This is a genomic window from Pseudoalteromonas sp. UBA6610 (assembly GCF_002433295.1).
In the GTDB taxonomy this organism is placed as follows: Bacteria; Pseudomonadota; Gammaproteobacteria; order Enterobacterales; family Alteromonadaceae; genus Pseudoalteromonas; species Pseudoalteromonas atlantica.
In genome coordinates, this window is record NZ_DJHW01000050.1 from 1 (window position 1) to 19,917 (window position 19,917).

Annotated in this window: 17 protein-coding genes; 9 read left to right on the top strand and 8 right to left on the bottom strand. The window is 43.9% G+C overall.

Annotated elements, in window-relative coordinates:
• Positions 1-25: 25 nt before the first annotated feature.
• From puuE to xdhA, 8 genes are read right to left on the bottom strand one after another with little or no spacing between them, the layout of a single operon-like run.
• Positions 26-964 carry an allantoinase PuuE gene (gene puuE, locus B4F91_RS06650; protein ID WP_054981688.1) on the bottom strand — a complete coding sequence of 313 codons (939 nt, stop codon included), beginning with the start codon at positions 962-964 and terminating at the stop codon, positions 26-28.
• 1 nt (position 965) lies between these two features.
• The gene (locus tag B4F91_RS06655; RefSeq protein ID WP_054981689.1) at positions 966-2,171 is read right to left on the bottom strand and encodes a urate hydroxylase PuuD; all 1,206 of its coding nucleotides are present in this window, start codon (positions 2,169-2,171) and stop codon (positions 966-968) included.
• Positions 2,172-2,175: 4 nt separating this feature from the next.
• Positions 2,176-3,540: a guanine deaminase gene (gene guaD, locus B4F91_RS06660; RefSeq protein ID WP_286938473.1), complete on the bottom strand. Its 1,365-nt coding sequence runs from the start codon at positions 3,538-3,540 to the stop codon at positions 2,176-2,178.
• Between the two features lie 2 nt (positions 3,541-3,542).
• Complete coding sequence (gene uraH / locus B4F91_RS06665; RefSeq protein WP_286938475.1) at positions 3,543-3,881, bottom strand: hydroxyisourate hydrolase; 339 nt, start codon at positions 3,879-3,881, stop codon at positions 3,543-3,545.
• Positions 3,878-4,378 carry a 2-oxo-4-hydroxy-4-carboxy-5-ureidoimidazoline decarboxylase gene (gene uraD / locus B4F91_RS06670; RefSeq protein WP_248443438.1) on the bottom strand — a complete coding sequence of 167 codons (501 nt, stop codon included), beginning with the start codon at positions 4,376-4,378 and terminating at the stop codon, positions 3,878-3,880. Before uraD ends, uraH begins: the two co-directional genes overlap by 4 nt.
• Entirely contained in the window at positions 4,375-5,265 is an 891-nt protein-coding gene (xdhC, locus tag B4F91_RS06675; protein WP_273586950.1) for a xanthine dehydrogenase accessory protein XdhC, read from the bottom strand. Before xdhC ends, uraD begins: the two co-directional genes overlap by 4 nt.
• A complete protein-coding gene (xdhB, locus tag B4F91_RS06680; protein WP_288635460.1) occupies positions 5,258-7,597 on the bottom strand; it encodes a xanthine dehydrogenase molybdopterin binding subunit in 2,340 nt (779 codons plus the stop codon). The genes xdhC and xdhB overlap by 8 nt, the downstream gene beginning before the upstream one ends.
• On the bottom strand, positions 7,584-9,083 hold the full coding sequence (gene xdhA, locus B4F91_RS06685) for a xanthine dehydrogenase small subunit (protein ID WP_286938480.1): 1,500 nt from the start codon (positions 9,081-9,083) through the stop codon (positions 7,584-7,586). Before xdhA ends, xdhB begins: the two co-directional genes overlap by 14 nt.
• Positions 9,084-9,283: 200 nt before the next feature.
• On the opposite strand from xdhA, the gene B4F91_RS06690 reads away from it, so the two are divergent.
• The 9 genes from B4F91_RS06690 to B4F91_RS06730 all read left to right on the top strand — a co-directional run bounded on the left by B4F91_RS06690 (position 9,284) and on the right by B4F91_RS06730 (position 19,862).
• Positions 9,284-10,843 (top strand): ABC transporter ATP-binding protein, encoded by a 1,560-nt coding sequence (locus B4F91_RS06690; RefSeq protein ID WP_286938482.1) that lies wholly within the window; start codon positions 9,284-9,286, stop codon positions 10,841-10,843.
• The gene (locus tag B4F91_RS06695) at positions 10,840-11,874 is read left to right on the top strand and encodes an ABC transporter permease (protein ID WP_286938484.1); all 1,035 of its coding nucleotides are present in this window, start codon (positions 10,840-10,842) and stop codon (positions 11,872-11,874) included. The genes B4F91_RS06690 and B4F91_RS06695 overlap by 4 nt, the downstream gene beginning before the upstream one ends.
• Positions 11,875-11,945: 71 nt before the next feature.
• Positions 11,946-12,872 carry an ABC transporter permease gene (locus tag B4F91_RS06700; RefSeq protein ID WP_286938486.1) on the top strand — a complete coding sequence of 309 codons (927 nt, stop codon included), beginning with the start codon at positions 11,946-11,948 and terminating at the stop codon, positions 12,870-12,872.
• Positions 12,873-12,939: 67 nt separating this feature from the next.
• On the top strand, positions 12,940-14,007 hold the full coding sequence (locus tag B4F91_RS06705) for a BMP family ABC transporter substrate-binding protein (RefSeq protein ID WP_286938487.1): 1,068 nt from the start codon (positions 12,940-12,942) through the stop codon (positions 14,005-14,007).
• A 77-nt stretch (positions 14,008-14,084) separates the two neighbouring features.
• Positions 14,085-15,461 (top strand): uracil-xanthine permease family protein, encoded by a 1,377-nt coding sequence (locus B4F91_RS06710; protein WP_054981699.1) that lies wholly within the window; start codon positions 14,085-14,087, stop codon positions 15,459-15,461.
• Between the two features lie 30 nt (positions 15,462-15,491).
• Entirely contained in the window at positions 15,492-16,226 is a 735-nt protein-coding gene (locus B4F91_RS06715; RefSeq protein ID WP_286938489.1) for a DUF5020 family protein, read from the top strand.
• A 213-nt stretch (positions 16,227-16,439) separates the two neighbouring features.
• On the top strand, positions 16,440-18,338 hold the full coding sequence (locus B4F91_RS06720; protein WP_286938491.1) for a TonB-dependent receptor domain-containing protein: 1,899 nt from the start codon (positions 16,440-16,442) through the stop codon (positions 18,336-18,338).
• A 9-nt stretch (positions 18,339-18,347) separates the two neighbouring features.
• Complete coding sequence (locus B4F91_RS06725) at positions 18,348-19,361, top strand: MBL fold metallo-hydrolase (protein ID WP_286938492.1); 1,014 nt, start codon at positions 18,348-18,350, stop codon at positions 19,359-19,361.
• 105 nt (positions 19,362-19,466) lie between these two features.
• Complete coding sequence (locus B4F91_RS06730; RefSeq protein ID WP_286938494.1) at positions 19,467-19,862, top strand: DUF4019 domain-containing protein; 396 nt, start codon at positions 19,467-19,469, stop codon at positions 19,860-19,862.
• Positions 19,863-19,917 lie beyond the last annotated feature (55 nt).

Here is a 19,917-nt window from a genome sequence, read left to right on the forward strand (position 1 = left end):
TTTAGCCCCTGAAAATGATTAAGTACTATTGCGGATTGGTATTATACGGATGAGTTTTAAGCCAGTGCTCGGCTATTTGCTCGCGCGTGGCAAACCACACTTGCTCATGCGATTTAGCATATTCTAAAAACCGTGCAAGGGCTTTAATGCGCCCTGGGCGGCCAATTAAGCGACAATGCAGCCCTATCGACATCATTTTAGGGGCGTTTTCACCTTGTGGGTCGCCTTCTTCATAAAGCGTATCAAAGGCATCTTTTAAATAATTATAAAACTGATCGCCGGCATTAAAGCCTTGCACTGCAGCAAAGCGCATGTCGTTTACATCAAGCGTGTAGGGCACTATTAGCTGTGGCTTACCTTCTTTAATGCTGTAAAAGGGTAAGTCGTCGCTGTAATCGTCGGCATCATATAAAAACGAGCCATTTTCTACCACAAGGGCTGCTGTGTTAGGGCTTGTGCGCCCGGTGTACCAGCCTGTGGGCTTTTTACCGGTAAGCGTTTGAATGATTTCAATGGCTTTTTGCATGTGCTCGCGCTCGGTTTGTTTATCTATATGTTGATAATTAATCCAGCGCAGGCCGTGGCTTGCAATTTCGTGCCCAGCCTCAACAAAGGCTTTAGCTATATCGGGGTGGCGCTCAAGGGCCATTGCCACAGCAAAAATGGTGACCGGTATATCGTATTTTTTAAAGAGTTTAAGTAAGCGCCACACGCCTGCGCGCGAGCCATATTCGTAAATAGACTCCATGCTTATGTGGCGGTCTTCTACATGCGGGGCGCTGACTATTTCAGATAAAAATGTTTCGGCCGCTGCATCACCATGCAGTACACAGTTTTCACCGCCTTCTTCGTAATTTAACACTACTTGCACGGCTATACGGGCTTTATTAGGCCAATTGGCATGCGGAGTGTGTGCACCATAACCAATTAAATCGCGCGGGTAGTGTTTAAATTGCTCGCTCATGTTACTGCTCCTTTTTTACTGCGCTAAGCCAAGTGCCAAGCATTTCACGCTCTGCATCAGTCATTTTGGTCATGTTAGCCAAGGGCATATCTTTGGTAATAACGGCGCGAGTATGAATAAGTGCACTGGCTTTTTTTACATCAGCAAGTGAGTCGAGCTTAAAGCCGAGCGGCGCGGTTTGAAAAAGCTTCGATGTAGGGGTTTCACTGTGGCACTGTGTGCAGTGTTTATTAATAATATCCCACGCTTGTGCATCGCTTATACTTGCTTGTAGCTCATTATTCGCGTTTACAGAACTACTTGGCCACGGTGCTATGGCTAGCATTAACGCAAAAAACGCGGCAATACCGCTTATTAGTACTGAAGGCTTATTAACACCTTGGTGCTTTAAGTTAAAAAAGTGGCGTATCCACATACCAATAATAAAAAAGCCAATAAGCACTAACCAACCAAACTCATGGCTATAGGTATACGAAAAATGGTTACTTAGCATAATAAAAATAACTGGTAGGGTGGCGTAGTTATTATGTACTGAGCACTGCTTTGCTTTTAAGCCCGGCGCTGAATCAGGAATGCGCCCAGCTTCTACTTCGCTTACCATGTAGCGCTGTGCAGGCATAATAATGTGATATACATTACCGGCCATACAGGTACCAATTAATGCACCAACATGAATGTACACCGCGCGGTCACTAAATAGCTGATCAACCCCATACGTCCATAACGCTAAAAAGCCTACACCTAGGGCAATAAATGCCTTGCCGTTTTCAACAAGCGGGCTTTTACACAATAACCGATAAACACCATAGCCTAAGCCTATAAAACCAAGTGATGCACCAATAGCTGCAAACTTACTGAGCTCACTTTTACTGGCATCGAGTAAATACACATCTGCGCCCACATAATATAACAGCGTAAATAACAGCGCGCCGCTGATCCAGGTTGTGTAGGCCTCCCATTTAAACCAATGTAGGGTAGAGGGCATTTGTTCTGGGCCATTTTGATACTTAGCCACTTCGTAAAAGCCGCCGCCATGAATAGCCCATAAATCGCCTTTTATGCCTTTATCTTGTTTCCATTGTGGCGGTGTTTGTAAGTTATTATCAAGCCACACAAAATAAAATGAGGCGCCTATCCACGCTATACCTGCTACCACGTGAAAGTATCTAAACACCAAATGAGCAAGCTCAAATAAATAGTTTTCCATCGGGTTATGCCTCTTCTAAATCGGGTGTGGGTGTGGCTGCAAACTGGGCTTGTTGGTCGCGTTTATACACGCTTTTACCCATAATGTAGGTTTGTTCAATACAGCGGTCGTCGCCTAGCATCATCATGGCAAAAAGCTGTTCGTGAAGGGTTTTGGCATGGCCAATTCTGAATTTTAAAAACGAGGTGGCCGCGTAATCCATTACAATAAAGTCGGCCTCGCAGCCTTCATTAAAGTTACCTATGGTGCCTTCTAAATCAAGGGCACGCGCGCCGCCTAGGGTGGCTAAATAAAACCCTTTAAATGCTGAGAACTTTTGACCCTGTAGCTGCTGAATTTTGTACGCTTCGTTACCTGTTTGTAGCATAGAAAAACTTGTGCCTGCGCCAACATCGGTACCCATACCCACATTTATTCCATGCTCTTCACATCTCTTTAAATTTAAAAGGCCCGAGCCTAAAAATAAGTTAGAGGTAGGGCAGTGCGATATAGCCGCGTTGTTATCGGCAAGGCAGCACAGCTCGCGCTCAGATAAATGAATGCTATGGGCAAATACCGAGCGTTTACGCACCATTTTAGCTTGCTCGTACACGCCTAGGTAATCATCAGCCTCTGGGAATAACCCTTTTACCCATTCGCACTCGTCTTTGTTTTCAGATAAGTGGGTATGCAGGTAGGTGTCGGGGTATTCTTCTAATAATTGAGTACATTTTTGTAGTTGCTCTGGGGTAGATGTGGGTGCAAAACGTGGCGTTACTGCATAGCTTAATCTATCCACATTATGCCATTTTTCTATCAGTGCTTTTGATTGATCGTAACTGGTTTGCGCGCAATCTGATAAATCGTCAGGGCAGTTTCTGTCCATCATCACCTTACCGGCAATCATGCGTAAATTACGTTTTTGTGATTCGTTAAAAAATGCATCTACCGATTGCGGGTGCACAGTACCAAATACCAATGCGGTAGTGGTGCCATTACGCAGTAGCTCATCTAAAAAGCGATTAGATATATCTTTTGAATAATGCTCACAGGTAAACTTTTTTTCAGTGGGGAAGGCGTATTCGGTAAGCCAGCTTAAAAGCTGCTCGCCATACGCGCCGACCATTTCGGTTTGCGGCAAATGTATGTGCGTGTCTATCATGCCGGGCATTACTAATTTACCATCGTGGCGAATAATAGTGGCTGACTTATCAATGCTTGGCAGTATGTCTTGCTCGTAACCAAGGTTAATCACTTTGCCGTTTTGAATAACTAACGCGCCTTTTTCAAAATAGCGATGGGCGCTTTCGCCTGCTATGGCGGGGTCGTCAACAAAATCGAGTATGTTGGCACACATTACGGTCATTTTATTATTGTTGTGGGTGCTCATAATTAGCTGCCTCTGTACGTTGAGTAGCCAAATGGGCTAAGCAATAACGGAATATGATGGTGTTTTTTATCTTGTAATCTAAAGGTAATTTGCGCCTCAGGGTAAAACGCAGGTGTTTCTTGGTTTTCATAATAGCTATCTAAGTCAAAAATCAGTTTATAGGTTGCAAATTCTACGTCTGTGTTGAGCCAGTCGGTAATTCGCCCGTCGCTATTTGTTTTTCCTTGAGCAATTAATTGCCACTCGTTATTAGTGAGTAAAAACAATTGTACAGCTACATTTTCAGCCGGTTTGCCTGTGCTGGTATCTAAAATATGGGTAGTGATAGGGCTTTTATTCATAGCAATGACTCCAATCTTATTTTTGTTATTTTGGCTTGTTCGCCCGCGGCTATATTAAGCTCTGTGCTGCGGGTGTTGTGTATGCGCTGCTCAATAAGTTCAAGCATTTGCTCAGCACTTTTACCACTGGCACATACAATAAATATAAAGCCAAATTTACTGAGGTATTCTTTATTTAGCGCAATCATTTTTTTAAGGGTTTGCTCGTTTGCTTTACTCATTCCTGATTGTTCGTGCCCCGCTTTTTGCGCTGTAGCGGCGTACTTTTTACTTAAAGTTGATAAATCGCCTATTTGCGGGTGGCCTTCAAAAGCGGCTAAATAATCGCTTTCGCCTAGGCTATCCCATACGCTTTGAGCGCTGTTAAATAAGTGCTCTTTATTTTCAAATGGCATGATATTTAGCATACCGCTTACCCAGTTAGGGGCGGCGCAACAATGCTCTAATGCTTGATGCGCTTGCGCTGCATTTAGGTTATTAATTTTTAAGCTACTCATGCGTTTTCTTCCTCGTGCGTGGTGCTAATTAAGGCATTTTTAAGTGCACGCCATTGCAAGCCTTGGCGTTTGGGCGCATGGGTTTGCATAGCCTGATAAAGGCCAATTAACTGCCCGCTAATTGATATTGCTACTTCCATAGGGAGCTTGCCCGTTACATTTTCAAGCCCTACAGGGCAGGTCATTTGCTTTATTTGCTCGGTGGTAAAATCGCGATGGGCTAAGCGCTGTTTAAAGCGTTTTGCTTTAGTATCTGAGCCAATTACACCAAGCCAATTAGCATCAGCGCGTTTAATAATGGCTTGTGTAAGTGCAAAGTCGAGCTGGTGGTTATGGGTTAATATTAAGTAATTATTAGCCTTTGGCGCGCGTTTTACTTGCTCTGTTGGTTCTTCATCAACCACTTTTATTACGTTATTAGGAATAACTTGTGGGAATACATCGGCGCGGCTATCTATCCAGCGTATGCGCATCGGTAATTGCGCCAATATACCAATAAGCGCCTGTGCTACATGGCCTGCGCCGTATATGTCGAGGGTAAAGCGCTCGCATTGCATGCACTCAAGCATAACAGTGGCAGCTCCCCCGCAGCATTGGCCTAAATTTGCGCCTAGGTTAAATTGCTCTATCACTTGGGCGGCCTCGCCTTTGGCAAGTAGCTCGCGTGCTTTTTCTATTACTACGTATTCAAGGTGACCACCGCCAAGGGTGTCGTAAATGTGCTCGCCGCTTATTACCATTTTAGAGCCTGTGCCACGTGGGGTTGAGCCATTGGTGCCAAGCACAGTGGCAATAACATAGTTAGTGCCGCTTTGTTCGTGCTCGTTTATAGCTTGCGCCCAATTTTGCGTATGAAAACCCTGAAACGATTCATTTAAATTAGCCATGTTGCTGCTCCTTAAACCAGCTAGCGGTTTGCTCAATTGCATTTAATACACGCTCAGGTGTGGCAGGTGTATCAAGTGGGGCGGTGTATTTGTAATCGGCCACACTGCTTATAGCATTACGAATAGCACTCCACACACTAAAGGCCAACATAAACGGCGGCTCGCCAACCGCTTTTGATCTAAATACCGTGGTTTCTGGATTGGCCGAGTTATATAAATTTACATTAAATTCGGCAGGGGTATCGCCAATTGCAGGAATTTTATAGTTAGCTGGGCCAAAGCTTGCAAGCTGGCCTTTATCATTCCATTGTAAGTCTTCGGTGGTAAGCCAGCCCATACCTTGCACAAAAGCCCCTTCAATTTGGCCTATATCAAGTGCAGGGTTAATTGAGCTGCCCACATCGTGCAGTATATCAACACGCGTTACGGTGTTTTCACCTGTCAGCGTATCTACTTCTACTTCACTGAGTGCTACGCCGTGAGCGTAGTAAAAAAATGGCCGGCCTTCGCCTTTAGCTCTATCGTAATGAATTTTAGGCGTTGCGTAATAACCGGTTGATGAAAGCGATATACGATTCATATAAGCAAGGTTTGCAAGTTCGCTAAAGCTAATTTCGCCGTTACTAAAGGTAATGAGGTTATCTTTAAATACAATACTTTGGCTGTCTACTTCAAAGTGCTCACTTATAAAGTTTATTAAACGCTCTTTTATGGTGTTTACCGCGTTTAGCGCCGCCATGCCGTTTAGGTCAGTCCCGCTTGATGCGGCGGTTGGCGAGGTGTTTGGTACTTTGTCGGTACGAGTAGCGCTTATGCTTACTGCGTCAAAATCAACGCCAAAGCCATGGGCTACTATTTGCGCTATTTTTGTATTAAGCCCTTGGCCCATTTCGGTGCCGCCATGGTTTAAATGAATTGATCCATCGCTATATACATGCACTAATGCACCCGCTTGGTTTAAGTGCTGTACGGTAAACGATATACCGTATTTAACCGGCGTCATCGCAAGGCCTTTTTTGATTATAGGCGATGATGCGTTAAAGGTTTTAATTGCCTTTTTTCGCGCCCAGTAATCACCCAACTCCTCAAGCTGGCTTATCATATCTTTTAAAATATGCTGCTCTACTGTTTGATGATACGGCGTGGTGTCGCGGCCTTTTTTGTATAAATTAAGTTTTCGGATCTCAAGCGGGTCTTTACCTAATTTAGCGGCTATGTCGTCCATTATTAGCTCGCCCATGATCATGCCTTGCGGGCCACCAAATCCTCTAAATGCAGTGTGGCTTACGGTGTTTACTTTACAGCGATTCCCTTTAATGGTGGCAGCTGGGTAGTAATAAGCGTTATCAGCATGAAACATTGCACGGTCGACAATAGCATCAGATAAATCAGGCGAATAACCACAAAACCCATTTACAGTTACATCAGCGCCTTCAATCAGGCCCTTTTCGTCAAACCCTACATGGTATTGATTATAAAATGGGTGGCGCTTACCGGTAAGTTTAAAGTCGTCGCTGCGGGCTAGGCGCATTTTAACGGCGCAGCCAAGGTAGTAAACTGCAAGTGCTGCAAGGCAAGCCCACGGCGCGCCTTGGGTTTCTTTACCACCAAAGGCTCCGCCCATGCGGCGGGTTTCTACGTTTACAAAGCTAAATGGCTTTTTTAAAATTTTAGCAACTAAGTGCTGCACCTCTGTTGGGTGCTGCGTAGAACATTGAACATGAATCCCGCCATCGTTATCGGGCTGAGCGAGAGCTATCTGTCCTTCAAGGTAAAAGTGTTCCTGCCCGCCTATGTGTATTTCACCTTTAAGTTGGTGGGCTGCATTATTAATGGCTTGCTCGCTATTACCGCGGTTAAGTGAATGCGGCGGCCTTACCCAGTGCTCTTTTTTAATCGCTTCTTTAATATCAAGTATGGGGGTGGTTTGCTCGCATTCTATAACCACCAAGCGAGCAGCGCGGCGCGCAATTTCGTAGCTTTTGGCAACCACTACTAGCACAGGTTGCCCGTGATATTGAATTTCGTGATTGGTTAATAGCACATCCCCAGGGAATACTGGGCCAATATCAAGCTTACCGGGTACATCATCAGCCGATAAAATACGTTTAACGCCTGCCACTTCAAGCGCTTTACTTGTATCAATTGATTTAATAAAGCCGCTGGTAATAGGCGCAAGCACTGGGTAGGCGTGCAAGCAGCCATGGGGCTCTGGGTTATCGTCGGCGTAGTTTGCATTGCCACATACTTGCTTTATTGCGCTTTCGTGATACTTAGATTGGCCAACACTTCCGCCTTGGGCTTTTAGTTTATCCATTTCAAAGTGACGCATGTGAAATCCTCGTAATGGCAATGTTGTTATTATTTTTACTGCTTGGTTGTGCACCGCAAAACTCAATACCAATACGCTGTAGCAAGTTTTTGCTTACCGTAGTGCGGTAATGTGCGCTGCTACGTACATCGCTCATGGGAGCAAAGTCATCATTTATAGCACTAGCGGCATCTATAAAGGTGCTTACTTGCAAGGACTGAGTATTAAGCTTTTGCTCTATGTGTGCGGCGCGTTTTGGTATGGCAGCCATACCGCCCATGGCGCAGCGGGCATTGCTAATTACGCCTTGCGTTTGCTCTATAGCCAGCACTAAACACACAGTAGATATATCATCTTCAAAGCGTTTTGAAATTTTATGACACGCAAGCTTTAACGAGTCTGGGCGTTTAGGTACGGTAATTTTGCTAATGACTTCATCGCTTTTAATGACTGTTTTTTTGTAATCAACAAAGTAGTCGGCCACGTTTATTGTACGTGTGCCTGCTGTGCTTAATAAATCTAAGGTGGCATTAAGTGCAATGAGTAAAGGGGCAGGATCGCCAATTGGAGAGGCGTTTCCTATGCTGCCACCTAAGGTGCCACTGTTACGTACTTGGTTAGAGCCAAGGCGTTCAAACAGCTCTTTAGACTCAGGGTAGTAAGTGTAAAACGCTTCAATAAATTGGCTGTAAGGGAGTGCTGCACCAATATGTAGCTCGCCGCTGTTATCGCTTAAAGTGCACAGCTCACTGGTTTGGCTAAGCGATATAATAATATCGGGCAATAGCATGTTTTGGCTAAGCTCAATGGCAAAGTCGGTGCCACCAGCAACCAAGTATGCCTGCGGGTAACGCGCTTTAAGCTCAACAAGTTGCGCTGCACTTTGCGGTAAATAAAACGTACGAGGGCCATTTTTTAAACAAGGAATGTCATCACCTATATTTAGTGATGCCTTAAATTGTGCCGCCATGGCAGAGTAAGGCTCATTTTTACGCTCGTAGCTATAAGCTTTTTCAACTGCAAGTAAAACAGGGCTGTAACCCGTACAACGACATAAATTTCCCCCTAGCGCATGAATAGCGGCTTTTTTACCTGGGTAACTCGGGTTATTAATATAAAGCGCCAACATGCTCATTATTATGCCAGGGGTACAAAAACCACATTGCGAACCATGGCACTCAACCAATGCGCGTTGCACTGGGTGTAAATCGTTAAGTGTAGGGTAAAGCCCAGTTGTTACAGCCTCTACGGTTACTATGTGTTTTGCGTGTGCATTACCTAATAAAAGCAGGCAGCTATTCATGGTTTTATAGTGCCAAACTGGCTCACCGTTTGAATTTAGTTTTTCTTCGCCAACTAAAATTGTGCATGCGCCACAATCGCCTGTTGCACACCCTTCTTTGGTGCCCATTTTCCCTTTTTTGGTGCGAAGCCAGTCCAAAATGGTGAGATTCGGCGCGCATTCTTCTACTTCTATTGGCGTGTCATTTAATAAAAACGTAATCACACAGACCCCCTTAACTTTTATAAAGCCCTGATATGTAAAGGCTTGGCGTATATTTTTTCTTGTTGTTTTGGTACTGCTAAGAAAAAAACTTTTTCATCTTGGTAAGTTAATTGCAGATACCATGCCATTGTTGACCGCTTGGTCAGCTAAGTTTCTAGGCTAGCTTATTTAACCAACAAGCACAAAGAAAGGTTTAAATAATGGACAATAAATACCGCCTTACTATGCAGGGAATGACAAAGCACTACCCCGGATGTATAGCCAACGACGGCATAACAATAAAAATGAAACATGGTGAGGTACATGCCCTGCTTGGTGAAAACGGCGCGGGTAAAAGCACGTTAATGAAAATGCTTTACGGTGTAGTTAAACCTGACCAAGGGGACATGTTTTTTAATGGCCGCAAAATGGACATAAAAGAACCCGCCGATGCCCGCGAATTAGGCATAGGTATGGTGTTTCAGCATTTTTCGTTATTTGAAACCCTAACAGTTGCGCAAAATATCGCGTTAGCGCTGGGCGATTTAGCAGGGCATAGCAGCACACTTGCCAGCAGAATTAGTAAAACATCGGCTAGGTACGGCATGCCGCTGGACCCGCATAGGTTGGTGTCTACGCTTTCAACGGGCGAGCGCCAACGAGTAGAAATAGTCAGGTGTTTATTATTAGATATTCAACTGCTTATTTTAGATGAACCCACCTCGGTACTCACTCCGCAAGAAGTAGATGCATTGTTTAAAACCCTGCATTCGCTTAAAAAAGAAGGCTGCTCGGTGTTGTTTATTAGCCATAAGTTGCATGAAGTTATTGCGCTTTGCGACAGCGCCACTATTTTGCGCGCTGGCAAGGTAAGTGGGCATTGCATTCCTAAAAACGAAACCAGCGAATCAATAGCTCGCTTAATGGTAGGCGACAGCACACCAATAAGCAACCAAACACGCAGAGCGACTGGCACAGGTGATTTTTTAACAGTCGATAACTTATCAACCAGTGCGCAGGCGTTATTTGATATTGCGCTTAAAAACGTGAACTTTGCCGTACAACAAGGCGAAATAGTCGGTATTGCAGGGGTTGCCGGTAATGGGCAAGAGGAGCTATTAAAAGCCCTTTCGGGAGAGGAGCCGCAAAAAGATAGCAACGCAATAAAATTTAAAAATACCGCTGTTGATGCGTTATGCCCACTAAAAAGGCGCAGGCTCGGGCTTGCATGCGTACCAGAGGACAGGCTAGGGCGCGGCGCAGTCCCTGATATGGATTTAGCGCACAATGCACTTCTTACCAGTTTTGATAGTGGTTTAGTTAAAAAAGGCTTTTTAGTAAAACAAAAAATTAGCCAACTCGCCGACAAAATCATTAAAAAATACAACGTAAAAACCCCCAGCAATCGTACTCACGCAGCAAGCCTTTCGGGCGGTAATTTGCAAAAGTTTATTATTGGCCGAGAGGTTGAGCAAAACCCACAATTGCTGGTTATGTCACACCCAACATGGGGTGTAGATATTGGCGCGCAAGTTGCCATTCACGAGGCAATTTTAACGCTGCGCGACGAAGGCTGTGCAGTACTGGTTATTTCAGAAGATTTAGACGAGCTCTATAAAATTTGTGACCGTATTGGGGCAATTTGTGATGGCAAACTCTCGCCTATTTTAAATACCGACTGTGTACCACTTGTGCAATTAGGACAGTGGATGGCGGGCGATTTTAATCACGACCTTAAAAACAACACAGCAAAAATAACACCGCAAGGAGCGCCGGCATGATAAAGCTTGAACCCCGCGTAGAGCGCTCAAACACATGGAGTTATCTCTCTCCTGTTTTAGCCATTTTACTCACTTTAATAACAGGTTATGTGGTGTTTGCCTTATTAGGGCACGACCCGATTAATGCCTTATATACCTTACTCGTAGCGCCTATTTCTGACTGGTACGGCGTTACCGAGCTATTAGTAATGACCATTCCAATTTTATTATGTGCCTATGGTTTAGCGCTGTGTTACAGGGCGTCGGTGTGGAATATAGGTGCTGAAGGGCAGCTACTGATTGGCGGCGTATGCGCCAGTGCCGTAGCTGTTAACTTTGTTGACTCTACAAGTTCCTTTGCATTAGGGCTTACATTACTTGCAGGTATTGCCGGTGGCATGCTGTGGGCAGGCTTAGCCGCCTTTATGAAATTACGTTTAAACACCAACGAAATTTTAGTCACCATTATGCTCAATTACATTGCCGTTAATGTGTTGCTGTGGTCAGTACACGGGCCATTAAAAGACCCATACGGCTATAACTTTCCTGAAAGCGCCTTATTTGGCGATAGCACCTTACTACCGGTTTTATTTGAGGGTACTCGCCTTCATTTAGGGCTTGCATTTGCGCTATTAGCGCTGTGTGCCACATGGGTGTTTATTAGTAAAACCTTTGTGGGTTTTCAAATACAAGTACTTGGGCTTGATGCATCGGCGGCCAAAATGGCGGGCTATAAACGTGCGCTTTTAATTGCTGGTGTATTAGTGATTAGTGGCGGGTTAGCTGGGCTTGCAGGGGCTGGCGAAGTGGCTGGGCCTATAGGGCAATTAGTGCCGCAAATATCCCCCGGTTATGGTTACGCCGCAATTTTTGTGGCCTTTTTAGGGCGCTTACATCCGCTTGGGATCACCTTAGCAGGGCTGTTAATGGGGCTTATTTATATGGGCGGCGAAATGACGCAAATAGAAATTGGCCTACCCAATGCCATTACCGGCATTTTTCAGGGCTTAATGCTGTTTTATTTACTCTCGTGCGATGTGCTTATTGGTTAGCGCATTAAATTGTTACTGCCATTTAAACAACAAAAAACGCAGCTAACACCCATCGCACAGGAATCTTAAACATGGATTTAGAGGTAATCACAAATATTTTATACGCCACTATTCGCACCGGCACGCCTTTATTGCTGGTGGCTCTAGGTGAAATGGTATGCGAGAAAAGCGGCGCACTTAACCTTGGGCAAGAGGGCATGATGTTATTAGGCGCGGTGGCAGGGTTTATAACCATGTACCAATGCGACAACCTCTTTATAGGCTTTAGCGTGGCTGCGCTTGTGGGGGTTATGGCGTCGTTAGTATTTGCGTTTGTAGCACTTAATTTAAATGCTAGCCAAGTGGCTGCCGGGTTAGCGCTAACTATTTTTGGCACGGGCTTGTCGGCATTTTTAGGTGTTGATTACGAGGGCAAAACCATTAATGCCTTACCTACTTTAGCAATTGCAGGGTTTGAGCATATTCCGCTACTGGGCAAAGCATTGTTTTCGCAAGATGCCATTGTGTATTTAAGTTGGGCATTAGTACTTGGCGCTTATTTATTTTTTAAATACCACAGGGCAGGGCTTGCGGTACGCGCTATTGGTGAAAACCCAGGCGTTGGTAATAACTTAGGCTTGCCTGTAATGCGTACTCGCTATTTAGCGGTGATGTTTGGCGGCGCAATGGCGGGTATTGCAGGGGCGTACTTGTCGCTTGCTTACACACCCCTTTGGACACAAAACATGACCTCGGGGCGAGGCTGGATAGCACTGGCTTTAGTGGTATTTGCAAGTTGGCGAATTGAGCGGGTAATGCTAGGCGCTTATTTATTTGGTTTTGCCAGCATTATGCACTTAGTGGCACAGGCGCTTGGCTTAGCGGTGGATTCTAATTTACTGGCCATGCTGCCTTATGGTGCAACGCTTATAGTACTGATTATGCTAAGTAAAAATAAACAAAAACTAAAAATGTACGAACCCATGTGGCTAGGTAAACCTTGGCATAAGGGCCATTAAAAGTTTTATACAAAGAGTAACAATAAGCCTTCAACAGGATATTAAAAATACAACACGGAGAATAACAATGAAAAAACTAATAACAGCGCTTGGCGTAGCACTTAGCTTAGGGTTAAGCGCGAGTGCAATGGCAAAAGACAGCGTAAAAGTAGGGTTTGTATATGTAAGCCCGATTGGCGAAGCTGGTTGGACTTACACCCACGATGTAAGCCGCCGCTACCTAGAGGATAAATTTGGCGAAAAAATAAAAACAACCTTTGTAGAGAGCGTACCTGAGGGCGCCGATGCAGAGCGAGTTATTACACAATTAGCCAAAAGCGGGCACGATTTAATATTTACCACCTCGTTTGGCTACATGAACCCGACCATTAAAGTGGCTAAACGTTTTCCTAATGTAAAGTTTGAGCATGCAACAGGTTATAAACGCGCTAAAAATGTGGGCACTTATTTTGACCGTATTTACGAAGGGCGCTACCTAACCGGTGTTATTGCTGGGCACATGAGTAAATCTGACAGTATTGGCTATATTGCCGCGTTTCCTATTCCTGAGGTAATACGCGGTATTAACGCGTTTACTTTAGGCCTGCGCTCAGTAAAACCTAACGCAAAAGTAAAAGTAGTGTGGGTTAATAGCTGGTTTGATCCTGGTAAAGAGCGCGAAGCTGCCGACAGTTTAATCGACCAAGGTGTTGATATTATTACCCAACACACCGACTCGCCTGCGCCACTTCAAGCCGCAGAAGCCGCCGGAATATACGCGATTGGTTACCACTCAGATATGAGCGGCTATGGTAAAAAAGCGCACCTTACGGCGCCTGTGCATCATTGGGATGAGTTTTACGCCGAGCGCGTGCAGCAAGTGCTTGATGATAAATGGGAATCGCAAAATGTATGGAAAGGCATAGATGCCGGTATGACCCGCTTAGCGCCGTTGAGTAAAGACATTCCTGCCAATGTTGTTGCCGAGGTAGAGGCGATTAAAACCAAAATTGCCAACGGCGAGTTTCATCCATTTAGTGGCCCAATTAACAATCAGCAAGGTGAGCTGGTAACTAAAGCGGGGCAAACAATTGATGATAAAACCTTACTGGGTATGGACTTTTATGTAGAGGGTGTTGAAGGGCAGCTTAAATAAGCGCCCTGTATTTAAATTAAAACCTGGGCAAGGCGTGTATACCTTGCCCACATTAAAGCGCTAAAAGGATGTTGACTATGTCAAACCAAGAAGCAATCTCAGAAGACATAATTTACGCAGTAGATGATAAACCAGGGCTGACCGAATCTTTTTTTGCTGCCCTGCAACATGTACTGGCAAGTTTTGTAGGTATTATTACGCCCACGCTTATTATTGGTGGCGTGTTGGGGCTTGGTAGCGAAATACCATATTTAATTAGTATGGCGTTGTTTGTATCGGGGGTTGGTACATTTATTCAGGCTCGCCGTGTGGGGCCAATTGGCTCAGGGCTTATTTGCGTACAAGGCACAAGCTTTGCGTTTTTAGGCACTATTTTGGCAACCGGTTTTACCGTAAAAGCCACTGGAGGCGGAAACGATGAAGTACTTGCCACCATTTTTGCTGTGTGTTTTTTAGCAGCCTTTGTAGAGATATTCATTAGCTTTTTTATAGAAAAGCTTGGCAAAGTAATTAAGCCTGTAGTGACCGGTGTGGTGATCACCACCATTGGGGTTTACCTTATTAAAGTAGGTATGACCGACATAGGCGGCGGGCAATGGTTATTAACTAATATGCCTGAAAAGTTTGCCTCGCCAAGCAACTTAATTGTGGGTTTTTCGGTGGTGGCGCTGGTGGTATTACTAAATGCTAGCAAAAATCAGTGGGTAAGGCTTACCGCTGTAGTCGTTGCCATGTTAGTAGGCTGGTTACTTGCACTTATTTTAGGTATAGCCAAATTTAAAATGGGCGAATTTGATTTAATCGCCATGCCATTACCCTTTAAATATGGCTTTAATATTGATTTTGGCGCCATGATTGCCTTTAGCTTTTTATACCTAATTACCGCCATTGAATCCACAGGCGATATAACCGCAAATTGTGCGGTGTCTAAATTACCGGTAAAAGGCGCAAGCTATTTAGCGCGTATACGCGGAGGTATTTTAGGCGATGGGGTTAACTCAATGATTGCTGCCGCATTTAATACGTTTCCTAATACTACTTTTAGCCAAAATAACGGCGTTATTCAGTTAACCGGTGTAGCAAGTAGATACATTGGCCTGTGGATTGGTGTAATTTTGATTATTTTAGGGTTATTTCCGGTGATTGGTGCCGTGCTACAAAATATTCCTAAACCAGTGCTAGGCGGTGCAACGCTTGTTATGTTTGGTACCGTGGCAGCCGCAGGGGTAAAAATTCTTGCAAGCGAAAAAATAAATCGTCGTAGCTTACTTATTATTGCGGTGAGCTTAGGTATGGGGCTAGGGGTTAGCTTTGTGCCCGAAATGTTTATAAATGCGCCTAAGCTGGTAACCGCTATTTTTGGCAGCGCTGTAACGGTATCGGGTTTAACCGCCATCGTTATGACGCTTGTTTTACCAGAAAATTATTCAGCAAGTACAGATCATCTTAACTAGACTAATAAAATTATAACAAAGGGATTAACAATGAAAATTACAACAATTAAAAAATTAGCCTTAGTAAGTGCTATCGCGGTGTGTTCAAGTAGTGTGTCGGCAAAAAAGCTGTGGTCAGATTTTAGTATAACCGCCATGACCGGCGCCGATTACCTCGAGCCGTTCTCGGGGGAGGAAGATGACAGAAGCGTAGTAACCATTGAGCATGCATCGGGGCATACATGGGGCGGTACCTTCTTTTTTATGGATAGATTAAGTAACCCCGATGAAGTATACGGAGAGCTAAACATCAACCCAACGCTGTACAAGCCACAAAACAGCTTTGTTAAAGAGGTGTTTTTAGGCCTACAAACAGAATATGGCTCGGGCGATACCGATCAAAATAACTACTTATTAGGTGGCGGCGTATCGTTAGATGTACCAGGGTTCCAATATTTTAATGTGGCTTATTACCGTCGTTTTCAGGACGATATTGGCATAGAGCGTGAAGATAACAACCAAATAACCGTAACGTGGGGCTATAACAAGGGTAACTTTAGATACGATGGCTTTTTAGATATTGTTGACAGTACCGACACTATGTTTGGTAAAAGCGAAGGCGGTTTTAACTTTACCTCACAACTTAAATACAACATTGCTCCTATGCTTGGCCTAGACACAGGTCGCCTTGATGTAGGTATAGAATACGTATATTGGAAAAATAAGTTTGGTGTAGACGGTCAAACAGAGCACAACCCAAACCTAATGGTTAAATGGCATTTTTAAAACTTTAAGCGTTACAGAATACAAAAAAGGCTGCTAGTTAATGCAGCCTTTTTTGTACATTAAACGCAATAAAATTGGCTTATTGTTAATAACGACACTGCAGTAACCTATGGCTTAATTGATTAAGTTTTATTGTAAATTAATGAAATGTTAATTGCTGAAGGTATTGATAATTGTTATCATTACGTAAAATAACTAATTAAATACCACGTAATGACTCTGAAAAACACTTTAGCTCTGCCTCTAATTGCTGTCGCGCCATTTTACACTTTGGCTAACGCTAACAATGATATAGAAACAATAGTAGTGACCGCCTCTGGCTTTGAACAAACCTTAGCGCAAGCGCCAGCTTCTATTACTTTAATTAGCAAAAAGCAGCTAGAAAACCGCGCTTATAAAGACTTAACCGATGCACTTAACGATGTTGCAGGGGTTACGGTTACCGGTGGTGGCTCGCGACAAGATATAAGCGTGCGTGGCATGCCAGCGCAGTACACTGCTATTTTGGTAGACGGTAAAAAGCAGTCAGGGCGTGAATCACAACCAAGCGGCAGCGGTGGCTTTGAGCAAGATTGGCTGCCACCACTAGACGCTATTGAACGTATTGAAGTTGTGCGTGGGCCTATGTCTACGTTGTATGGGTCGGATGCAATTGGCGGCGTTATTAATGTTATAACCCGTAAAAATTACGACAATTGGCATGCTAATGTTCGCCTAGAAACCACACAGCAAGAAAACAGTAATTCGGGTGATGAATACCAAGGGCAAATATATGCAGCGGGGCCATTAATAAAAGATTTATTAAGCGTTAACCTTTCGGCTCTTTACCAAGAGCGTGAAGAAGATGAAATTGAGCGCGGTTACGGTGAAAAAGAGCTGACAAGTTACAGTGGCACACTGCATTTAACAGCCACCCAGCACGATGTGATATCGCTTGAATACAGCGAACACGATCAAAAACGTATTTCTACCTCGGGGCTATCGTTACCTAATCGAAATAGCTCTAGCGAAACGAACAATAACCGCAGCACGTGGTCGTTAGCACATAAAGGTAGCTATAGTTGGGGCGCTGCGCATTCGTATATTCAACAAGAGTCGGTTGAAAACGAAGGCCGTGAAATAACCATAGAAAATACCTTAGCAAATACGCAGTGGTCAATTGCACTTGAAAACCACCATGTAACATTAGGCGGCGCATTTGAACAAGAAAAGCTTGATGACAAAACAACAAACGCAGCCACTATTACTAAAATAGATAACAAACAATGGTCGCTATTTGCTGAAGATGAGTGGAGCTTACACCCCGATTTTACCCTTACCACGGGTTTACGAGTTGATGATAACGAGCAGTTTGATTCGCACTTGAGTCCACGCCTGTACGGAGTTTGGAATATTAATGAGGCATGGACCTTTAAATCGGGCGTGGCTACCGGTTACCGAGCGCCAGATTTACGCGAGCTTAGCCCTAATTGGATCCAAAGCAGCCGCGGTGGCGACTTATATGGAAATGCTGACCTAGAGCCCGAAACATCCGTCAGTAAAGAAGCGGCTGTGTATTATGCTAACAGTGACTTTCAAACTAATATCACGGTTTTTCATAATAGCTTTGAAGACAAAATTAACACCGTTTTATGTCCTATCACAGTGTGTGGTGATGAAACCGACCGCTATAACATCAATATTGATAAAGCGGTGACTTATGGGGCTGAGCTAAATATAGAAACAATGTTAAGTGCAGATATTACCCTTGCAACTAGCTACAGCTATACGTTTTCTGAGCAACGCAGTGGCGACAATAAAGGCCAGCCACTTACGCAAATACCTAAACATTTAGCAACGCTAAATATTAACTGGGATGTAAGCGATAATATTAATACGTGGGCACGTGCTAATTACCGCGGTAAAGAAACCGAAGCAGCCTCTATAACTAGCCGTTTAACCTCAGCCCCTTCTATTGCAACAGCAGATATAGGCAGTGCGTGGCAAGTAAACGGTAACGTTAAAGTTATGTTTGGTATTTACAATATATTTGATAAAGCAACCAGCTACGATGAATACGGCTATGTAGAAGATGGCCGACGCTACTGGCTAGCTATAGATACAAAACTATAAGGGGTGTTTATGCCAAAATTTATATTCTCTGCTGTGGTACTCAGCTTTTTAGCTACGTACCCGGCTATTGCGCAAAATACACAATTAATAGCGCAAGATTATGTCGAAAAAGGCATGCAGTACGCTGATGAGTTTCCGGGGTTAACAAGCCTATGCGATATACAAAACCCGTTACGTGATTTAACAAAGCGTGTTCGCACTAATAATGAAGGTAAAAAGCGCAGTAAAAAGTTGGGTAGTAAACGGCGCTCATCAACGATTGAACCTACACAAGTGTTTGACAACCTTTATTATGTAGGTACTGGTGGAGTGGCAAGTTGGGTAGTTAAAACATCACAAGGGCTTATTGTTATTGATGCGCTAAATAACAACGAACAAGCTAAAAATTACATTGAAAAAGGTTTGCTCACACTAGGCTTAAACCCCGAAGATATTAAGTATTTAATTATTAGCCATGGGCATGGTGATCATTACGGTGGGCAAGAGTACTTAGTTAATAAATACAAACCGCGTGTTGTAATGAGTGAGGTTGAGTGGCGACGCTTAGAACAACCAAAGCTTGATTTTGAAAGCCCACGTTGGGGCAAACGGCCAACAAGAGATATAAGCACAAAAGAGGCAGATACAATTACGCTTGGCGATACTAGCATTGGCGTTCATTTAACGCCTGGACACACCCCTGGCACTATTTCGTTGTTGTTCCCAGTATACGATAACGGCAAAAAACATATGCTAAGCCTGTGGGGAGGGACTGGGCTAAACTATGGGCCTGATATTGAGCGAATTAGCGCTTACAGTGTCGCCGCTAAACGTTTTGGCAATCTGGCAATGCAAGCCGGTGTAGATGTGTTTATATCAAATCACCCTAAACGCGATGGTTCGTTTGAGCGAATAAAGCAACTTAAAAATAGAGCCCCCGAGGCGGCGCATCCATTTGTAATAGGCCAAGAGCAAGCCTCGCATGGTTTTTCTATGTTGAGCGATTGCACTTACGCGCAGGTTTTAAAAATTAAAGGAGAGTAAGGCACTTATTTGCAAAAGTTTTTAATATTAGGGGTTAACCATTTAACCAATGTGTTGTAATTTGGAGTATCTATATTTACTTTTAACGCCAGATTAAAAGGAAGAATGATGAAACCCCTCATTTTAATTTTATGCTTGTTTATAAGCTGCTCAGTGTGGGCCGAAACCACTAAAAATATGCCCGTAGCAATAAACTGGTTACAGTTAATTGATGCGGGTGAATACACAAAAAGTTGGCAACAAGCCGATGCGCTATTTAAATCGCAATTAAGTAAAGCAAACTGGAAAAGCGCCCTAAACACAGTGCGTGCGCCACTAGGTAAAGTGGCTACGCGAGAACAAATAAGTACTAATGCTTACTCATCTTTACCTGGTGCCCCGCAAGGTAAATACCTTATTGTGCAATTTAAAACGCAATTTTCAGCAAGGCTTGCGGTGGAAACCCTTACATTAAGTAAAAGCAGTGGGCAATGGCGCGCGGTTGGCTATTTTATTAAATAACCAGCGTTCAATACCAATCCGTAATAATACATAATCATTTTCAGGGGCTAAACGT